Origin of the sequence: Paenibacillus thiaminolyticus (assembly GCF_003591545.1) — a bacterium.
GTDB classification, from domain to species: domain Bacteria; phylum Bacillota; class Bacilli; order Paenibacillales; family Paenibacillaceae; genus Paenibacillus_B; species Paenibacillus_B thiaminolyticus_A.
The window spans coordinates 13,048-33,879 of sequence record NZ_QYZD01000003.1; the positions used below are offsets into that span (position 1 = coordinate 13,048).

Here is a 20,832-nt window from a genome sequence, read left to right on the forward strand (position 1 = left end):
TTTTAACCATAAATAATAATTTATTAGGAGTGAGAGAAATGAAGAAAAAGTTTTATTGTAGTCTTGTTTTAAGTTTGGCTTTAGCATCAGCAGCAATTGGTGGCAATGCAGCGTATGCGATTGGCGGTGCGGGATCAAGCAACTACTATCGTTATGAAGTGATAGATTCCCGTTCAGCCAAAGATTTTAATGAAGACAGAAAAGCAGCAGAAAAGTGGGGGAATAAAGAATACAAAGCCTGGAACAAAAAACTGAACGCAAGCGAAAAGGAACTCGTTAAAGAGTATACGGGGAATGCCAAGCCCTTTAATACTTATCTGCGGGCTAATGAAGGCAAATTAGGTTTTAAACCGGACATTGATAAAAAGATTGTGAAATTAGATGAAGCATTAAAGAAATCAACTGTAAGTGAAACGGTACTGGTATACAGAGGCGATGACACTTCTATTTTTGGTAAAGAGTTTCAAAATTCTATATACCAGGGGAATAAAGTGGATAGAGAGTTGTTTAGAAAGTTAAGGGATCAATACCAGGGAAAAACAAAAACAGAGTACGGATACTTGAGTACATCCCTTGTTTCTAATCAGCAGTTTGCAATGAGACCTATTTTAACCACATTAAAAGTACCCAAGGGAGCCCATGCCGGTTATGTGGATAACATTAGCCTCTATAAGGGGCAATATGAGCTCTTGTTGCCGAGAAATACAAAGATCAGAATAGATAAAATGTATATTATAGTAAATAAAGGCAGCGAAACTATAAAAATTGAGGCTACTGTACTGCCCTAAGGGCAACTTTTGAAAAAAAGTAAAGTTTTATCTATGCAGTTGGCGCTAGATAGCTCCGTTTTCTAGGATTCCTCTCGGCGTGCCTAACTGCAATACAAAGCGCATGGCCCGCTGTCGAGCCATGCGCGATTTCTACTTCACGATCCGAGAGCGATGTATCCGTCCCCCGCATCATGCGCTTCGTTCGCTTCCTCTTTCCGCCTTTATCCATCCGATGTCAGCGCCTGAACGCGCCCATTCCTCCGGCATCGGCGCTTGCCCCATTCCGCAAATGCGATATAGCTGCGTCAATTCCAGCTTCGTATGATCGCCAAGTACGTAGCGCAACGGATTCGATGCGCTTATCATCTCTGTCGTGAACACCTCGGGACTGGAGACGGAGGTCGCTCACGAAGAGCTGGCTTGACCGAAGGCGTTGTGAACGCCTGAGGGCCGGAGACAGCCGCCTGAAGCGTCCGCCCATGAGCCGCAGCATAGCGAGTGCCGTATGTAAGCCGCCGGCACGACAAGCAACGCCCCATCGATCACAGGCAATCCTGCGTTCGATGGGGCATGTTCGATCATATACAGAATTTTACTTTCCCGTTAAAAATCCATTCCTCCGGGGCGGACTCGCGCTCGAGTAAACGCTCTGCGCCCTGTTCCTCAGCATAGTGCCGCTCTTCCTGTCTTTACCTCACAACACGTATGCAATCCATTTGTTGCCACCAAGTGGATATGGAGATAGGATAGCATCCGGCCGGCGAGAATACAATCAAGCTCGGTATTATTTTATAGCTCGCCTTTTGACAGCCCTTTGGAGCCCATTAGATTTGCGTGGCCACATTTCTTCCATAATTTGATTGACTAGGGTGGATACTTATGGTAATTTAATTAATGATAATGATTATCATTATCACAGAGATGCAACCACCACCTATGCTTCATGCTTATCTTATATTAGCAAAAAGGAGGTTCCCCGTGGTTTCAAAAAAAGAGCTGCCGATAGACAGAAGCTTGCGGTCGCCTGACCGGAGCCGGAAAACCAACTTGAATGAGATCAAAGAATTTATGGATCAGCATTATGACGAATCTCTGTCGATCGGGCAACTGGCACGGATGGCCAATATCAGCCCCAAATATTTTGTCGATCTCTTCAAGAAAACCTATGGCCTAAGCGCTATGGATTACTTGACGGCCGTGCGCATGAACCACGCGAAGCGATACTTGGCGGAATCCGGAGAGCGTCTGCGCGATATTGCCTTGAAGGTTGGGTATAAGGACGAATTCTACTTTAGCCGCAGATTCAAGAAAGAAGTCGGTCTGTCTCCGTCCGACTTCGCGAAGAACGCGAGGCGGCATATCGCCGCCTGCTCCTCTGCGTTGATAGGGCAATTGCTTGCGCTGGATGTCATGCCGGTGGCGGCGCCGCTCGATCCGAAGTGGACGCCTCATTACTACCACGCTTTGCGCACGGAGATTCGATTCCATCTGATGCTTACCGCTCCTTATGCTTATCGCCCGTTCGAAGTGAATCTGAACCGGCTGGTGCAGGCTCGTCCCGATGCGATTATTGGCACCGATCATCTCACTTCCCTGGAGGAGACGAAAGTGAAGGAGATTGCTCCCACTCTCATGGTCTCGGCGGAAGACGGTTGGCGGGATCAACTGCAGAAGATTGGCCATTTTTTAAATAGAGAAGATAAAGCGGCGCAATGGATAGGCCGTTATGAACAGAGGGTTCAGTCCGCCCGGAAGCAGATTGGCGAAGTGTTGGGACAGGACAAGATACTCGCTTTGCGCATCTATGGACACCGCATCCATATCTATGGGAACCGCGGGCTGGAGGAGGTGCTCTATCACGACCTCAAGCTGGAATCCGCATGCCGGCACGAAGCGTCCAGCGGTCCGCCGTTGACATTAGCGCAATTGGCGGAGCTTGCCCCTGACCGAATTCTGGTCCTGGTATGTCCCGAAGCGTCGTCCCGCGCCTTCTGGCTGGCGCTGCAGCATTCAGCCGAATGGCGGAAGCTGACTGCGGTAAAGAACCGGTATGTCTATCCCATTACCTCCGATCCGTGGTGCGAATATTCCGCTGTCGCTATTACGCGTATGCTTGATGAAGCCTTGCTGCTGTTTACCGGAAATTGTCCAAATGGTTTTCTGGATAATGGCTATGGTGAATCCTTCGCCACCTGATCTATACTCAGTTCGGATGAGAATCATTATCACTTAGGGGGGTATACCGTGTCAAAATCTCAACTTCATGCCAAGTCCAGCTTCATGGCCCGCATGTCGGGGTTGCTGTGCTGCGTGCTTCTGGGAAGCGTGCTGACGGCCTGCTCGATGGCAGAGAGCGAGGCCGCGCCGACCGGTCAATCAAGCTCCGCAACCGTCTCGGAAGTGCCTGCGGCAGCGGCGGACAGCGGCGCGAAGCCTTCCGGCGGCGAGCGGACGGTAACGGACGAGCTTGGCCATGAAATCAGCATTCCCGCCGAGCCCAAGAACATTTTCGCTCCCAACATGGAGGACTCCTTGCTCAAGCTGGGCGTCAAGCCGGTAGCGCAATGGTCCAACGGGAGCATGGGGCATGATTACCTGCAAGAGGAATTGAAGGACGTGCCGAAGCTTGATTTGTCGGGAGGACTGCCATCGCCGGAGACGCTAATGGCTTACAATCCCGACCTGATTATTTTGCATACGGAGACCTATGCCCAGAACGGGAACTATGAAAGCTACTCCAAGATTGCACCAACCTATGTATTCAAAAATGCTTCCGGGAATATTGAGAAATCCCTTACTGCCATAGGCGATCTGCTCGGCAAAACCGAGGAGGCCAATAAGGCGCTGCAGGATTATCAGCAAAAAGTGAAGGAAGCCAAAGAAAAGCTGAAGGAAGCGGTCGGAGACAAAAAGGTGGCGATTATCCGCTTTGCCCACAAAGGCGTCAGTCTGATGGGCGGCCAATACCTGTGCGGTTATGTCGTGCACCGCGATCTGGAGCTCGGGATATCCAATCTCGTAGGGAATGAGAATAGCGCCAGCATATCTATGGAGATTCTTCCGGAATTGGACGCGGACTACATTTTTGTTCTCAATGCCTATAACCAGGGGACGGAGCGCATGACAGAAATGATGGAAAGTCCAATCTGGAAGAGCATGCCTGCCGTCAAGGAGGGCCATGTATACGAAGTCAGCAATAAATATTGGCTTGGCAGCGGGCTCATCGCTTACGAAAAAATTGTAGACGACACGGTTCGGCTGCTGACGGAATGAGCGGGGGGATGACATGACACGGAACATCATTACGCTGGATCATCTTGCGCGCCGACAGGTGGGCATTCCCCGCGCGGAGCAGTGGACGCTGCGCTCGCGGGCCGAGAACCGGACCTACCGGATTATTGTGGCGCAACCGGAGGGTGAACCCCCTTCTTCAGGATACCCGGTTATCTATTTACTGGACGGCAACTCGGTATTCGGAACGATGGTCGAAGCGGTGCGCCTGCAGAGCCGCCGTCCTGACAAGACGGGAGTGGCTCCGGCAATCATTGTAGGAATTGGCTATGAGACGGAGGCTTCCTATGCGCCGAATCGCTTTTACGATTACACGCCGATTCCCAATACGGAGTACAAGCGCAGATCCGATGGAGCAGAGCTGCCTGAACAAGGCGGGGCAGCTGAGTTCCTCCAATTCATCGAGGAGGAGCTGAAGCCGCAGATCGCAAGCGAGCTCCGGATTGACCGGAACAGGCAGACGATATTCGGGCACTCTCTCGGCGGTCTGTTCGTGCTGTATGCGCTCTTTACGAAGCCGAACGCGTTCCAGCACTATATTGCAGGCAGTCCGTCCATCCATTGGAGCAAGGAATATTTGCTGGAGCAGGAGCGGACATTCACGGCCCGTGTGCGGGAGGAGCCCGTCAACGTCCGGCTGCTGCTCGGAGTCGGGGAGCAGGAGAAAAGCCATGTCGCCCGCAATTGCGACAGCGCCAGGGAGCTTGCAGAACGACTGTCTTCTCTCTCCGATTCGGGAGTGAGCGCCGTATATAAAGAATTTGAAGATGAAGGGCATGTCTCGGTACTGCCGATTCTGATCAGCCGGGCATTGCGGTTTGCCCTGCATCCGGAACAACAATGAGGGGTTGACTAAGGTGGAGTATCCAGGAATCAAGGGAAAAGTCGCATTGGTTACCGGCGCTGCCCAAGGCATCGGGGAAGCGGTGGCGCGGGCGCTTGCCGGACTCGGGGCGATCGTCGCAGCCGTCGATCGGAATGCCGCAGGCGTCGAGAAGATCGCCGCCGAGCTGCGCGGCGCGGGGAATTACCGTGCCGCAGCATACCCGGCAGATGTCGGTGACCGTAAGGCCGTGGAAGAAGCGGTGGAGCGAATCGAACAGGAGCTGGGTCCGATTGAGATCGTCGTCAATGTGGCGGGGCTGCTGCGGGCAGGGCCCATCGAGTCGCTTAGCGACGAGGATTGGCAGGAGACCTTCAGTGTCAACGTCAACGGCGTATTTTATGTGTCCCGCGCTGTCGTCAGGCACATGGCGCTCCGCGGTTCCGGATCCATTGTGACCGTGGGGTCGAATGCGGCCGGGGTGCCGCGGATGCATATGTCAGCCTATGCGGCATCGAAGGCGGCCGCAGCCATGTTCACCAAATGTCTCGGGCTGGAGCACGCCCGGAACCATATCCGCTGCAATATCGTAGCGCCCGGATCCACGGACACGGATATGCAGCGGGCGCTATGGGGCGGCGAGGACCGCACGGGGGCCGTCATTGCCGGCTCGCCGGAGGCGTTCCGCTTAGGAATTCCGCTGCACAAGCTGGCCATGCCTTCAGATATTGCCGATGCGGTGATCTTCCTCGTATCCGACCGGGCGCGGCATATTACGATGCATGAATTATGCGTCGACGGCGGTGCGACCTTGGGCTGCTGAGATAGATGGAAGGGAGACGGTTGAAATGCTGAAATATGACGATGCGGCTCTTGCGGCATCTGCCACAGAGCTGCTGGAGCAATACCGGACGGGAACGTCCTTCTTTTTTTCTTCGCCGGAACGGACCCTGTTGGCGCGGGGAGAATGGGCGCGGGTGCCCGTTCAGGAGGGGCTCGACGGCTGCCATCGCCTGCCCGAGCGCGTGGCGGCTCTTCTCGCCGTGGCGAGACAGGCGGGCCATGCCATGCCGCTCGTTGCAGGCGCGATTCCATTCGCTCCTGCGAAGCCCTCGCAGCTAATCGTGCCGAACGATGTGCAATGGGCAGGCCCGTTGCGCTTCGATACCGGCCTGCTGCGGGAACGGCCCGTGGCATCGGCATGGGAGATCCAGCCGATTCCGGATCCGGACAGATTTATGGATGGGGTGAACGAAGCGCTGGCCCGTCTTGGCGAAGGCGAGCTTCAGAAGGTGGTGTTGTCGAGAACGCTGCGCATGACGGCGCCGGAAGCGGTCGATGTCCATCAACTATTGCGCAATTTGGCCTGCCATAATACCCATGGTTATACTTTTGCGGTCGATTTGGCGTCGGGAGATGACAGCGCGGCGAAAGCCCATACGGGTCCTCGCACGCTAATAGGGGCCAGCCCGGAGCTGCTCGTCACGAAGACAGGGGGGCGGGTAACGGCCAATCCGTTAGCAGGCTCTGCGGCCCGCAGCGATGATCCTGATGAGGACAAGCGCAGGGCGGCCGCGCTGCTGGCCTCCGGCAAGGACAGACATGAGCATGAAGTCGTGATCGATGCGGTCGTCGCCGCGTTGCGTCCCTATTGCCGAGCCTTGCATGTTCCCGCCGGGCCGTCGCTCGTGCAGACGAAGACGATGTGGCACCTCTCCACCAACATAACCGGGGAGCTTGCCGATCCTGCGGTTTCATCGCTGGAGTTGGCCATGGCGCTTCATCCGACGCCTGCCATTTGCGGAACACCCACGGATCTGGCTCGCGCCGTGATTGAGGACATCGAGCCCTTCGATCGGGCGTACTATACAGGCGCGGTCGGTTGGTGCGACGTGAATGGAGACGGGGAGTGGGCTGTCACGATCCGGTGCGCGGAGGCGGAAGGACGGACGCTGCGCCTGTTCGCCGGAGCGGGAATCGTCGCCGGCTCAAACGCGGCTTCGGAGCTTGCAGAGACATCGGCCAAGTTCCGCACGCTGCTGCTTGCCATGGGACTGGATCAAGAACAATGTTCAACGGTGAAGGAGAGATGAGCATGGTGCTGCCGGGATGTCCTGCATGGCCGGAAGAATGGGCCGAACACTACCGCGAACTGGGATGCTGGCGCGGAGAGACGTTCGGCGGAATGCTGCGTCAGCGCGCCGCGGCTCACGGGGATCGCGTTGCTATCGTCAGCGGCGATCGGCGGATAAGCTATGCGGAGCTTGATGCCAGCGTGGACCGCCTCGCTGCCGGATTCCGCAGCTTGGGGATTCGGCAGCGGGATCGGGTTATCGTTCAGCTGCCGAATATTCCGCAATTTTTTGAAGTTATTTTTGCGCTGTTCCGGTTGGGGGCCCTGCCCGTCTTCTCGTTGCCGGCGCACCGCAAGAGCGAGATCGTCTATTTATGCGAATTCACTGAAGCGGCGGCTTATATTATCCCTGATATCGACATGGGATTTGATTACCGGGAGCTTGCCGATCAGGTGCGGGAGGCGGCTCCAGGCTTGCGCCACGTGATTGTGGCTGGGGATCCGGGGAAGTACGCGGCGCTGGACGAGCTGTATGCCGATCCTGCGGACGATATCGAGGGGCCGCAGCCCGAGGATGCCGCCTTTTTCCAGCTTTCCGGCGGGACGACCGGGCTTCCTAAGCTGATTCCCCGCACGCATGATGATTACATCTACAGTCTGCGGGTGAGCGCCGAGATCTGTGCTCTGGATGAGAACAGCGTCTATTTGGCGGTGCTTCCCGTCGCCCATAACTACCCGCTCAGTTCGCCGGGAACGCTGGGAACGCTCTATGCCGGCGGCAAGGTTGTGCTGGCGCCTGGAGCCAGCCCTGACATTGCCTTCCCTCTGATCGCGAAGGAATGCGTCACGATCACGGCCGTCGTGCCGCCGCTGGCCTTGATCTGGCTTGATGCGGCGGGATCCCGCCGTGATGACCTGTCTTCTCTTCAGGTGCTGCAGGTAGGCGGAGCCAAGTTCAGCGCGGAGGCTGCCAAGCGGGTACGCGACGCGATGGGCTGCACGCTGCAGCAGGTCTATGGAATGGCGGAAGGGCTGGTGAATTATACGAGGCTGGATGATCCGGAAGACATTGTCGTGAACACACAAGGACGGCCGATGTCGCCATATGATGAAATCCGGCTGGTCGATGACGATGACTGCGATGTTGGGCCGGGGGATACGGGGCATCTGCTGACGCGCGGGCCTTATACCATCCGCGGCTATTACAAGGCCGAGAAGCATAACGCCAGGGCGTTCACGACGGACGGATTTTACCGTACGGGCGACCTGGCCCGATTGACCTCATCCGGTTATCTGGTCATTGAAGGCAGGGCGAAGGACCAAATTAATCGCGGCGGAGACAAGGTGGCGGCCGAAGAAGTAGAGAATCACCTTCTGGCCCATCCCGGTGTGCATGATGCGGCAGTGGTGGCGATGCCGGACGATTTCCTCGGGGAGCGCACATGCGCATTCATTATTCCTTATCCGTCCTCGCCGTTGACGGCTGCTGAACTGAAAGCCTTCCTCAGGGAGAGAGGGTTAGCGGCATACAAAATCCCCGATCGGGTGGAGTTCACGGATTCATTTCCCAAGACGGGGGTTGGCAAGGTAAGTAAAAAGGCGCTGCGCGAGTTCATTGCCAGTAAGCAGAATGCGCTCGCCAATCTCTCAAAATAATGATGAAAAGAGGGGATGTTATGGCTCTTCCTTCCATATTGTCTTATCCGATGCCTGCGGAATCTGACCTGCCGGCGAACAAAGTGGCTTGGACGCCCGATCCGAAGCGCGCCGTTCTTCTGATTCATGATATGCAGCAATACTTCGTCGACGCTTTCAACGTAGATGAATCGCCTGTCCCGGAATTATTGGCGAACATCCAGAAGCTTCGCGCGCAATGCACCGCTCTCGGTATTCCTGTCGTGTACTCGGCGCAGCCCGGCGGACAGAGCCCCGAACGCCGCGGATTGCTATGCGATTTCTGGGGACCGGGCATGAACGACGGGCCGGATCAGAAAAAAATCGTGGAAGCGCTGGCTCCCGGCGAGCATGATATCGTGGTGACGAAATGGCGGTACAGCGCGTTTCAAAAGACAGAGCTGCTGGATATCCTGCACCGGAGCGGGCGGGATCAACTGATCGTGTGCGGCATTTATGCACATATCGGATGTCTTATGACCGCATGCGAAGCATTCATGCAGGATGTGCAGCCTTTCTTCGTGGCCGACGCTGTCGCTGATTTCTCGGCAGACAAGCATCGGATGGCTCTCGCTTACGCCGCCGAACGCTGTGCGGTCACGATAACGACCCGGCGTCTCGTCGAGGACCTGGCCAGGCTGGGGGATTCGGCGTCTATTTCTGAATCCGCTCCGGCGTCTGAGCCGGGCCTTCAGGCCCAGCGCGAAGGAGAGCCCTTGCCATTGACGCGGCAAGCGGTGCGCGTTGAAGTGGCAGGACTGCTGCAGGAGCATCCGTCCCGGATTGCGGATGATGACAACCTGATTCATATTTGGGGACTGGATTCGATCCGGATTATGAGTCTGATCGAACGTTGGCGCCGCGGCGGAGCCGAGATAAGCTTCGCGGAGCTGGCCGAACGCCCCACATTGGCCGACTGGTGGCAGCTTATATCTTCCCGGATGAGCCGCTCTTTGCCGAACGGCGATTATTTTACTGTATAGAAGGAGGCGATGCTCATGCATGATCTTGATGATGGCCGCTGGCCTTTGTCAGGGGCGCAGTCGGGCATTTGGTTCGCGCAGCAGCTTGATCCGGACAACCCGGTATTCAATACCGGAGAATACATCGACATCCGCGGACCTGTCGACCCGGATCGCTTCGAGACGGCGGTACGCCAGGCCGTAATGGAGGCGGAAGCGCTGCACGTGCGCTTTGGGGAGGATCAGGACGGTCCTTGGCAGACGATTGCCCCTTCATCCGATTGGACGATGCATAGGATCGATGTCAGCAGCGAGGAGGATCCGCATGCAGCGGCAGAAGCCTTGATGAAGCAAGATCTGGCTCAGCCTGTCGACCTGCGCCGCGGTCCGCTGTTTACCGAAGCGTTATTCAAGCTTGCGCCCGATCGGTTCTATTGGTACCAACGCATTCATCACATTGTCATCGATGGTTACGGCTTCTCTCTGTTGACGCGAAGGGTGGCGCAGATTTATACGGCGCTCGCTCATGATTTGCCGATCAGTGAAGGGGCATTCGGTTCGTGGCGCTCGGTCCTGGAGGAAGATGCGGCTTATCGCTCATCGGAACGGCTGGATCGAGATCGGCAATTTTGGCTGGCCCGCTTCGCCGATCATCCGGAAGCAGCCAGTCTGGGCGAGCGGGCTCAGCGCACGGCGAGAAGCTTCCTTCGCCAGTCCACGGAGCTGCCTTCAAGCGTCATGGACGATTGGCAGGCGGCCGCAAGCGGAATGGGGGCAAGCTGGCCCGATGCCGTGATGGCAGCCGCTGCGGTCTATGTGCATCGGCTCACCGGCACGGACGACATCATACTCGGCGTGCCGATGATGTGCCGTCTCGGTTCCGCGGCAATGCGCGTTCCCGGTATGGTGATGAATCTGCTGCCGCTGCGAATCGCCGTCCGGCCGGATATGAGCGTGAGCGAGCTTGTTGGGCAGATCTCAGAGAATATGCGCGAGATCCGAAGGCATCAGGACTACCGGCATCAGGATCTGCGGCGCGACCTGAAATTAGTGGGAGACAACCGGAGGCTGTTCGGACCTCTCATCAATATCATGCCGTTTATCGAGGAACTGAACTTTGCCGGATACCGTGGCAGCATACGCAATCTGGCGGCCGGGCCTGTCGATGATCTGACGATTCATGTCTCCTGCGGCTCCAGCGGGGGCGGGCCGCGCATCGACTTCGATGCCAACCCCGCAATCTACGATGCAGGTGATCTGAGCGCGCATCTGCGCCGCTTCCTGCATGTGCTGGACAAGCTGGCTGCGTCCGATCCCGGCCAACCGATCGGCCGCCTGGAGCTGCTGCTGCCTGAAGAACGCCTTCAGGTGGTGGACGAATGGAATGACACCGCCCACGCGCTGGCGCAATGGAGCGTGCCGGCGTTATTCGAGGAGCAGGCGGCGAGCACGCCTGATGCCGTGGCGGCAATCTTCGAAGATACGGCGCTCCGTTATGCAGACTTGAACACGCGCGCCAACCGGCTGGCGCATCTGCTGATTGCGCATGGCGCCGGCCCGGATCGGATCGTGGCTCTGGCACTCCCGCGTTCGCTCGATATGGTCATCGCCATCCTGGCGGTGCATAAGGCGGGAGCGGCTTATTTACCGATCGATCCGGATTATCCGCCCGCCCGGATTGCCTATATGCTGAATGATGCCGCTCCGATGTGCCTCGTTACGGTCCAGGAGGTAGACTCCAGGCTGTCTGGTTCCGGCCTGATGCCGAAGATCTTGCTGGATGAGCCTACGACCAGAGACCGCCTGGAGCGGCAAGCCGAACACAATCCGAATGACGCTGACCGGCTATGCCGCTTGTCGCCGCTTCATCCGTCTTATGTCATTTACACCTCCGGATCGACAGGCAGACCGAAGGGCGTCTTACTTACCTTCGAAGGACTGGCCAACCTGCTGTTATGCATGCGGGAGCGGTTCGCGCTGGATAACCGGGATCGGCTGCTGTCCGTGACGACGATCTCCTTCGATATTTCCGTCATGGAAGTGCTGCTGCCGCTCACGACGGGCGCGAGCATCGATATCGCTCCGAAGGATACGATTCTGGATCCGCAAGCGCTGGCCCGGAAAATCAAAGAAACGGGGGCCACGGTTATGCAGGCGACCCCGACGCTATGGCAGGCGCTTGCCGCCAGCCATCTCGGCAGCCTCGACGGGCTGACGGTGATAACCGGGGGCGAGGCCTTGCCGATCGGGCTCAAGCTTGCTCTGCAAGATCTGGATTGCGAGGTTAATAACCAATACGGCCCAACGGAGACGACCATTTATTCGACCGCTGCCTTGCTGGGTCCGGAGCGCACGGGTAAGCCGTCTATTGGGGGGCCGATTTGGAATACGAGGCTATATGTGCTCGATGCGGCGCTGCAGCCGGTTCCGCCGGGGGTCGCAGGGGAGCTGTACATTGCGGGCGCCGGGTTGGCGCGCGGCTATCAGGGGCGGCCGGAGCTGACGGCGGAGCGGTTCGTGGCGGATCCGTTCGGGCCTCCGGGCACCCGGATGTATCGCACGGGCGATCTCGTGAAATGGCTGGCTGATGGCTCCATTGATTATTTGGGGCGTGCCGATCATCAGATTAAGCTGCGCGGCTTCCGCATCGAGACAGGCGAGATTGAGGATCTGCTCGTCCGGCATGCCGACGTCGCGCAAGCTGCGGTGATCGTCCGGGAGGATCGGCCGGGTGAGCGGCGCTTGGCCGCTTATGTCGTTCCGGCCTCGCCTTCCGGGATCGATCCGGACGCTTTGCGCCGCTACGCTGCCGGCCAGCTGCCTGACTATATGGTTCCCGCGGCGATCGTCATGCTGGAGGCCATGCCTCTGACGCCGAACAAGAAGATTGACCGCAAGGCGCTGCCTATGCCCGATTCTGGACAAGCAGCTGCAGGGCGCGGACCCCGCACCCCACAGGAGGAGATGCTCTGCGCACTGTTCGCCGACGCGCTCGGACTGTCCCGCGTCGGCATCGATGATGACTTCTTTGCGCTGGGCGGCCATTCCTTGCTTGCCGGACGAGTCATCCTCCGCATACGCGAGTCGTTGGGCGCCGACATAAGCATTGGCAGCCTTTTTGAAGAACCTACGGTCGCGGGGCTTGTCCGGCGGCTGGACGATTCGCGGGAAGCCCGGCCGGCTATACGGCGAGCCAAGCGGGAGGACGATATTCCGCTGTCCTTCGCCCAACGGCGGTTATGGTTCTTGTATCGTCTGGAAGGACCGGCCCCGACTTATAATATTCCGCTGGTCGCCCGCCTGTCCGGTGAGCTGGACATTCGTGCACTGGAGGCGGCTCTCGGCGATGTGGCGGACCGGCATGAGACGCTGCGTACCGTGTTCCCCGATGATGCATCAGGCGCCTCGCGCCAGCTGATTCTGGATGCCGGCGAGGCACGCCCTCGGCTGATCTTGACCAAGACCAGCGAGGGGGAGCTGCCTGAACGGCTGAAGGAAGCCGTCCGCTACTGCTTCCAGCTAGCGGACGAGCCTTCGCTTCGGGCCGAATTGTTCGAGCTTGGGCCGAATGAATACGTGCTGCTGCTGCTCCTGCACCATATCGCCGGGGACGGATGGTCGCTGTCTCCGTTGACGCGCGATCTGTCTGCCGCCTATGCGGCACGCAGCCGGGGGGAGCATCCGGCATGGCCGCCGCTTCCGGTTCAATATGCGGACTACGCGATCTGGCAGGAGCGCCTACTGGGAAGCGGCGGCGATTCTGACAGCCTGATGGCCCGCCAGCTTGAGTTCTGGACGCGGACGCTCACAGGGTTGCCGGAGGAGTTGGACTTGCCGGCCGATTACCCGCGTCCGGCAGCGGCCAGCCATCAAGGCGGCACCATCCGTTTCCATATTAACAAGGAGCTCCACGGCCAGCTCTTGGATCTGGCCCGAACTGGCAAGGCGAGCCTGTTCATGGTGCTGCAGGCCGCGCTGGCCGTGCTTCTGACACGGCTGGGCGCGGGCACTGATATTCCGATCGGCAGCCCGATAACCGGTCGGAACGACGATGCGCTTGACGGTCTAGTTGGCTTGTTCATCAACACGCTGGTGCTTCGAACCGATACGTCAGGGGACCCCAGCTTCCGCGAATTGCTTGCCAGGGTCCGCGAGGTAAATCTGAACGCGTATGCGCATCAGGATGTGCCGTTCGAGCGTCTCGTCGAAGCGGTGAACCCCGTTCGCTCCCGTTCTCGGCATCCGCTCTTTCAGATTATGCTGGTGCTGCAAAATACGCCGGCTCCCGCGCTCGATTTGCCGGGTGTTGCAGCCAGCCTTCAATTGGAAAGCGCGGACACGGCGAAGTTCGACCTGACCGTGGAGCTGCAGGAACGCCGCGATGCGAATGGCGGACCAGACGGATTAGACGGCATGGTGGAATACAGCGCCGATTTGTTCAAGCGCAGCACGGCCGATGCGCTGGCGGCCCGCTATGTGCGCGTGCTGGAGTCGGCCGCTGCCGCACCGGACAAGCCGATGGGTCAGCTTGATATTTTGATGCCGGAAGAGCGGCGGCGCATCCTGACGGAATGGAGTGCTCCCGAAGCTGCAGCGCAGCCGCCGGTCACCATTCCGGAGCTGTTCGAGGCCCAGGCCATCCGTTCGCCGGAGGCGGCAGCTGTCGTTCATGAAGGCAGCGCATTGAGCTATGAGGAGTTGAACCTGCGGGCGAACCGGCTCGCGCATCTGCTCATGGCGGAGGGAGTAGGTCCCGAGCAGCTCGTGGCATTGGCCTTGCCTCGGTCTATCGAGATGGTTGTCGGCGTATTGGCCGTGCTCAAGGCGGGGGCCGCCTACCTGCCGCTAGACCCGGATTATCCTGCCGAGCGGATCGCTTATATGCTGGAGTACGGGGCTCCTGTCTGCATGGTGACGAACGCTCAAGTATCCTCCAGGCTGCCAGAGACCGGAGGCCTGCCGCGGATCGTGCTGGATGAGGCCGCTGTCCAGGAGCGGCTGCAGCAGCAATCCTCTGCGAATCCAAGCGCTCAGGAACGCAGCGGGCTCCTGTCTCCGCTCAGTCCGGCCTATATCATCTATACGTCAGGGTCTACGGGCAAGCCCAAAGGTGTCGTTATCCCGCACCAAAATGTCTTGCGCTTGTTCGCGTCCACCCGGCACTGGTTCCGCTTTGGAGCGGAGGATGTATGGACCTTGTTTCATTCGTACGCGTTCGATTTCTCGGTATGGGAGATCTGGGGTGCGCTCCTGCATGGAGGCCGTCTCGTCGTGGTGCCTCATGCGGTAAGCCGATCGCCAGACGAATTCCTTCGCTTGCTCGCGCAAGAGGGCGTGACCGTCCTGAATCAGACGCCGTCCGCCTTCTATCAATTGATGCAAGCCGATCGGGAACAACCCGAGCTAGGGCAGACGCTTTCCCTGCGGTATGTTATTTTCGGAGGCGAAGCGTTGGAGCTGGGCCGGCTGGAGGACTGGTATCGCCGCCATCCGGATCATGCTCCGAGATTGATTAACATGTACGGCATTACGGAGACGACTGTCCATGTCAGCTACAATGAGCTGGATCGGGATAGTGCCGCCCCGGGAGCCAACAGCTTAATCGGCGGGCCGATACCGGATCTGCGAGTGTATGTGCTCGACGGGGCGCTGCAGCCGGCTCCGCCTGGAACGGCGGGGGAAATGTATGTGGCCGGCGCTGGACTCGCCCGCGGTTACTGGGGCCGTCCAGGATTGACGGCAGAGCGGTTCGTCGCCGATCCGTTCGGCCCGCCGGGCAGCAGAATGTACCGCACCGGGGACGTGGCGAAATGGCTCGCTGACGGCACCTTGGATTATGTGGGCCGCGCCGATCATCAGGTGAAGATTCGGGGCTTCCGCATCGAACCGGGCGAGATCGAAGCCGTGCTAGCCCGTCATCCCGAGGTCGCCCAGGCGGCCGTCGTGGTGCGCGAGGACCGGCCGGGGGACAAGCGGCTGGCCGCTTATGTGGTGTTCGCCGCGGGCGCAAGCCTCGGGCCGTCCGAATTGCGACGGCATGCCGCCTCCCTGCTGCCCGATTACATGGTGCCATCCGCGATTATCGGCATCGACGCGCTCCCGCTCACCCCGAACGGCAAGCTGGATCGCCAGGCGCTGCCGGCGCCTGAGCTCGCCCTGGAGTTGGACGGCGGCAATCCAAGAACGCCGCAGGAGGAGGTGCTGTGCGATCTGTTCGCCGAAGTGCTCGGGGTGCGGCGCGTAGGGATCGACGACAGCTTCTTCGAGTTGGGCGGCCATTCGTTGCTGGCGGTTCGCCTCATTAGCCGGATTCGCGAGGCGCTGGGCCGGGAGCTTGGCATCGGTAGCCTCTTCGAGGCGCCGACGGTAGCCGGGATCGCGGAGAGGCTCGATATGGACGGAGGTCACAGCGCCCTGCAGGTGCTGCTGCCGCTCCGAACCTATGGCGCGCAACTGCCGCTGTTCTGCGTGCATCCTGCGGGTGGGCTGAGCTGGTGCTACGCCGGCCTGATGAAGCATCTCGGCATGGACTATCCCATCTACGGCCTCCAGGCCCGGGGCATCGCCCAAGCGGAAGAGCTGCCGAAGACGCTGGAGGAGATGACGTCAGATTATATGGAAGCCGTTCGCTCGATTCAGCCGCACGGTCCTTATCGCCTTCTGGGCTGGTCGCTGGGGGGAAATGTGGCGCATGCGATGGCTGTGCAACTGCAAGAAGAGGGGGAAGAGGTCTCGTTTTTGGCTATGCTTGACGCTTATCCGAGCCATTACCTCCCGATTCGGGAAGAGCCGGATGAGGAGGAGGCGTTGACCGCGCTGCTTGCCTTGGGCGGCTACGACAAGGACAGCATTGGCGGTGTTCCGCTTACGGTCGCGAACGCCATCGAGATACTTCGCAGCGACAGCAGCGCTTTGGCTACGCTTGACGAAGCAACCATTCTGAATTTGAAAAAAACGTATGAGAACTCGGTCCGCCTTCTCGGAGCCTATACTCCGCAGCGATTCGAGGGAGATCTTCTGTTTTTCCGGTCGACGATTATACCGGATTGGTTCGATCCGATCGAGCCGGAGATGTGGATTCCCTACATAGGCGGACGGATCGATCGGCATGATATCGCCTGCCGGCATAAGGACCTGTGTCAGCCCGGGCCGCTTGCCGAGATCGGCGCGACGCTTTTGGCCAAGCTGAATTCCACGAACGGCGAGGCCGCCAGACAAGATGGGAGGGAGCTAATCCATGAGTAATCCTTTTGAGCAAGCGGACAGCGCTTATCTGGTGCTGATGAATGAGGAGGGGCAGTATTCGCTGTGGCCTGCCTTCGCCGCGGTGCCGGATGGATGGAGTACGGTCCTGGGCCCGGAGACGCGTCAGGGTTGTCTGGACTATATCACCCTGCATTGGGCCGACTTGCGGCCCCGCAGCCTGCGCGATTCTTCGGACCCTGTCCATGGAGCAACGCAATGAAAGCAGGATTGAACCCGAAAACGGCCGTATGTATCGTATACGTGGCAGCCATGTTCACGGTGGCCATGGACGCCACCGTCCTGAACGTTGCGCTGCAGACGATCAGCCAGGAGCTGCAAGTGCCTCCGGCCGCATCGGGAGTGCTCAATGTGGGCTATCTGGTAAGCCTCGCTGTCGTCCTGCCGGCGGCAGGCTGGCTAGGTGACAAGTGGGGGACCAAACGTGTCTTTATGCTCGCGCTTGCCTTGTTCACGGGAGCCTCGGCACTGTGCGGCTTCGCCGGCAGTTTGACGGCGTTGACCGTTTTTCGGGTCGTGCAAGGGATCGGCGGCGGGCTGCTTACTCCGATAGGAATGGCGATGCTGTTCCGCATGTTCCCCCCGCAGGAGCGGGCCAAAGTATCCCGGGCGCTCATTCTCCCGATCGCGGTTGCACCTGCGGTCGGGCCGATTCTTAGCGGGCTGCTTATTGAGCATCTGTCGTGGCGCTGGATATTTTATGTCCATTTGCCGATCGGGATTCCCGCCTTGCTGTTCGGAATCGTCTTTTTGAAGGAGCATCGGGAGCATGAGGCGGGACGCCTCGATGTTCGGGGCCTCCTCTTATCGGCGCCTGGCTTGGCTCTGTTGATGTATGCCCTTAGCCAAGGCCCTGCGCAGGGCTGGGGTTCTCCCGCGATCTGGGCAACGGGGGGGATGGGCCTCATCCTGATAGCAGCCCTTGTCACCGTCGAGCTGCGGGTGAAGCAGCCGCTGCTTGATCTGCGGTTGTTGGGCGACCGCTTGTTCCGCACGGCAGGTCTCGTCGCCATGTTCTCCGCGGCGGGCCTGCTCGGCATGCTGTACGTGTTCCCGCTAATGTACCAGAATGCGCTGAATGCCTCAGCGCTCGATACCGGCTTGACCACCTTCCCGGAGGCGCTTGGTCTTATGCTTGCTTCTCAGCTTGTGCCCTGGACCTATCCGAGGCTAGGCCCGAAGCGCGTCATGGTTATGGGGCTATTGTGCACGGCGATCTTCTTCGTGATGCTGAGCACGGTTGGCCCTCATACGAATCCATGGCTGATTCGGAGCCTTCTGTTCGGTGTCGGCGTCTTTTTGGGCCATACGGTCGGTGCCGTTCAGATTGCGGCATTTGCCAACATTCCGCCTGCATCGATGGGCCGCGCCTCGACCTGGTTCACCGTACAGAACCGGCTGGGGCCGGCCATAGGCTTGGCGATTCTGTCCGGCATTCTTGCCGTGGCGGGAACCCATACGATAAATGCCGCTGGAGGCATAGAACCGAACATCATGGCGTATCGTGCCGCTCTGCTCGGGGCCGCAAGCTTTCTGCTCATGGGCCTGTGCTGTGCGTTGTGGATTCGCGACAGCGATGCGGCTGTCACCGTTGCGAAGCAACCCCCGGTGAAGCCGGATGGGGGAAAATCGGTTCAAGCGTGAAATGAAGCGAGCGATTAAGCGGCAACGGGAAGGTGAAGGGCGGGACGCTCCTTCAATGCAATAGAGCTGCGGCAAACCGTTAACTCAACAGACCTTGGTTCAGTACGCTGAACTGAGGTCTTTTTTTCGTTGTCTGGGTTGGTCCCCTTTCTTATGCACATGGAATTACCGAACCGTGAAGCGGACTGAAATATTTTTTTCACGCCGCCCGGTTGTAATTATCCCTTCCGGATCTCCTCTATATATGAAAGAACACATATCGCGCAGGGCAGTTAACCGGGGAGAGCCGCCGCGGGGGATGCGCGCCGATCTTCCTTATCCCAATGATGATTCCGGTCTGCGCGGCCAAATTTGAGGAGGTGCAATGATGATTCGATGTTCGCAATCCGACAAACCGATCGTGACCGTGCCCAATGTCGTTCCCCAGGTTCATGTTTACGGGAGAAAAAGCGGAACGACCCGCTTCTTCCTCTCGGACAATCCGGAGACGATCAGCAGCGTCACGACATCATTCACGAACGGCTTTGCCACGCTGTGGCATGATACCGTCCGGGGAAGGAAGCGTGTGCAATATCGGCTGTTCGTATGGCATCTGAACCAGACGGGAGCTCCGATTACATTCGGCGTCACGGTCGAGAACGCATCCTGCGACAGCCCGATACGCGTTCGCCAAGTCAAGCATTCCATCGGCGTGATTGCGGACTTCCCCGCACTCGGCAGATGCTCTGCCAAGGCACTGAACGGGCGTACGCTCGCCCCGCTCATTCCTGACGACCGCTCGATCCGCGGCGGGCAGACCGGGCTGGTGAAGGAGTGGATCGTCCCTGACGGAGAGCTGGTAGGCGGCGTGATGGAATTTACGCTCTCCGGCCCGAAGGCTCTTGACTACCGGGTGCGAACCGTTGCCGCCAATCGTCCGGGGGCCGATGTGAGGCTCAATCATACCCCGGTCGTGCCCGCCTATCGGACGGCTGAGGGCAAGTCGCACCCGCGCGGCTCCTGGGACTTCGCCGACATCGAAGGCTTCGCGGATTCGATGTGCTCGCAGCCTGTCACGTATATCGCCGGAAGCGGAAGCCTAAGCTTCGCCATCCATAACGGCGGCAATGATAATCTGATGACGGCCGCTTCGAGCTATGATCCGGCGAATGCGGAAGTGGCGAACAAGGGGCATTACGGCGTCATCTACAAGCTGAATCTGGCGCTGAGCAATCCGTATCCTCGCCGCAAGACGGTGACCGTCTACTTGACCGGTCGCGGAGGGCTGTATGCGGGAGCCGTTCGCTGGAATCGGGGGCGGACCTATGGAGTGCCCCGGCTGTCGCCCGCCGTCGAAGCGGTCGAGGCTGCGACGGTCACTATTCCGGCCCGGCGCACGGTTGCTTGCCCTATCTATGTGTCGACCGCAGGCGCCTACAGCACGCCGGCCGCGGTATTATGCGTGACCCACGAATAAAGTCTAACACTGCGCCCTGATCGCCGATCAGGGCGTTCTTTTGCGGGAAGAATCGGGTTATAATTTCCGTAAATATCGGAGGAGAGAGGTAGAAAAACGGAAGGCGGACTTGACCTGGCGGATAGACGGTGCTCATTATGGCTATCGTATGTACCGCATCACCTGGAATCGATAATCAGGCGGATGCACTCTCCAGCCGGGACATCATTCGTTCCGGCCGGAATATGCGGCAGCGCCAGGGCTGCGCAGGGCTTGAATTGCGGGCCACGTGAAGGAGGCCAGATTGTCCGGGAGCTGCGACAACGGGAACCAGCGCACATCCTGCAGCGCTCCGCCTTCTTCCCGATTGCTGGCTTCGCCCGCGACGACGAGAGTCTCGAAGATGACCGAGATCCAATGCTCGCCCCGGCCCGGATCGATCGTCTCGGCGGTGCAGAGCAGCCGCTTCACCTGGATGTGAAGCCCGACCTCTTCTAACACCTCGCGAACGGTCGTATCCTCCAGCGTCTCGTATAAGTCCACCTTGCCTCCGGGAATGCTCCATTTGTCCTTCTCCGGCGGGCGTCCCCGCAGCACAAGCAGAATCTCGTTCGCTTCATTCATAATGACGGCGCCGACGCCGATTCTTGGTAAGGATGTTTCCATTTTTGTTCTCCTATGAATCTCTATTTTGGGATGATTATTGGGGATTCGGGAATGGGCCTGCCTCGTGTTTTACTATACATCCATGCGTCTAAGCAAGCAAATGAGAGGTGCATCGACAAGTTGCAAGCAGTAAATAGAAGGAGAAGTTGTTCCTCTTATGCTTGAACATATTGACACCCAAATTTAGTATATGATATATAAAAGGAAGTGTTAGCACTCATTCGTCTAGA

General features: G+C 58.5%; 14 protein-coding genes. 12 read left to right on the plus strand and 2 right to left on the minus strand.

Annotated features, from left to right (window positions below):
* Positions 1-38 precede the first annotated feature (38 nt).
* Positions 39-788: an ADP-ribosyltransferase gene (locus DQX05_RS05050; protein WP_119791482.1), complete on the plus strand. Its 750-nt coding sequence runs from the start codon at positions 39-41 to the stop codon at positions 786-788.
* 171 nt (positions 789-959) lie between these two features.
* Here the strand turns inward: DQX05_RS05050 and DQX05_RS30555 are convergent, their stop codons facing one another.
* Positions 960-1,136 carry a hypothetical protein gene (locus DQX05_RS30555; RefSeq protein ID WP_182914627.1) on the minus strand — a complete coding sequence of 59 codons (177 nt, stop codon included), beginning with the start codon at positions 1,134-1,136 and terminating at the stop codon, positions 960-962.
* Between the two features lie 612 nt (positions 1,137-1,748).
* Here DQX05_RS30555 and DQX05_RS05055 point away from each other — a divergent pair.
* From DQX05_RS05055 to DQX05_RS05105, 11 genes are all read left to right on the plus strand, one after another.
* Positions 1,749-2,966, plus strand: a complete 1,218-nt coding sequence (locus DQX05_RS05055) for an ABC transporter substrate-binding protein (RefSeq protein ID WP_119791483.1) — start codon at positions 1,749-1,751, stop codon at positions 2,964-2,966.
* 48 nt (positions 2,967-3,014) lie between these two features.
* Entirely contained in the window at positions 3,015-4,043 is a 1,029-nt protein-coding gene (locus DQX05_RS05060; protein ID WP_259391784.1) for an ABC transporter substrate-binding protein, read from the plus strand.
* A 13-nt stretch (positions 4,044-4,056) separates the two neighbouring features.
* Positions 4,057-4,905, plus strand: coding sequence for an alpha/beta hydrolase (locus DQX05_RS05065; RefSeq protein WP_119791484.1), 849 nt, complete (start codon positions 4,057-4,059; stop codon positions 4,903-4,905).
* Between the two features lie 13 nt (positions 4,906-4,918).
* Positions 4,919-5,707 (plus strand): 2,3-dihydro-2,3-dihydroxybenzoate dehydrogenase, encoded by a 789-nt coding sequence (locus DQX05_RS05070; protein WP_119791485.1) that lies wholly within the window; start codon positions 4,919-4,921, stop codon positions 5,705-5,707.
* A gap of 25 nt (positions 5,708-5,732) precedes the next feature.
* The gene (dhbC, locus tag DQX05_RS05075; protein ID WP_119791487.1) at positions 5,733-6,977 is read left to right on the plus strand and encodes an isochorismate synthase DhbC; all 1,245 of its coding nucleotides are present in this window, start codon (positions 5,733-5,735) and stop codon (positions 6,975-6,977) included.
* Between the two features lie 5 nt (positions 6,978-6,982).
* On the plus strand, positions 6,983-8,614 hold the full coding sequence (locus tag DQX05_RS05080) for a (2,3-dihydroxybenzoyl)adenylate synthase (RefSeq protein WP_119791882.1): 1,632 nt from the start codon (positions 6,983-6,985) through the stop codon (positions 8,612-8,614).
* A gap of 20 nt (positions 8,615-8,634) precedes the next feature.
* Positions 8,635-9,615, plus strand: a complete 981-nt coding sequence (locus DQX05_RS05085) for an isochorismatase (protein ID WP_119791489.1) — start codon at positions 8,635-8,637, stop codon at positions 9,613-9,615.
* Between the two features lie 15 nt (positions 9,616-9,630).
* Positions 9,631-16,839: an amino acid adenylation domain-containing protein gene (locus tag DQX05_RS05090; protein WP_119791491.1), complete on the plus strand. Its 7,209-nt coding sequence runs from the start codon at positions 9,631-9,633 to the stop codon at positions 16,837-16,839.
* Positions 16,832-17,059, plus strand: a complete 228-nt coding sequence (locus DQX05_RS05095; protein WP_119791493.1) for an MbtH family protein — start codon at positions 16,832-16,834, stop codon at positions 17,057-17,059. The genes DQX05_RS05090 and DQX05_RS05095 overlap by 8 nt, the downstream gene beginning before the upstream one ends.
* Positions 17,056-18,501 (plus strand): DHA2 family efflux MFS transporter permease subunit, encoded by a 1,446-nt coding sequence (locus DQX05_RS05100; RefSeq protein WP_119791494.1) that lies wholly within the window; start codon positions 17,056-17,058, stop codon positions 18,499-18,501. Before DQX05_RS05095 ends, DQX05_RS05100 begins: the two co-directional genes overlap by 4 nt.
* Before the next feature lie 364 nt (positions 18,502-18,865).
* Positions 18,866-19,957: a hypothetical protein gene (locus DQX05_RS05105; protein ID WP_147385153.1), complete on the plus strand. Its 1,092-nt coding sequence runs from the start codon at positions 18,866-18,868 to the stop codon at positions 19,955-19,957.
* Positions 19,958-20,161: 204 nt separating this feature from the next.
* Here DQX05_RS05105 and DQX05_RS05110 read toward each other — a convergent pair whose 3' ends face one another.
* Positions 20,162-20,602, minus strand: a complete 441-nt coding sequence (locus tag DQX05_RS05110; RefSeq protein WP_119791497.1) for an NUDIX domain-containing protein — start codon at positions 20,600-20,602, stop codon at positions 20,162-20,164.
* Positions 20,603-20,832 lie beyond the last annotated feature (230 nt).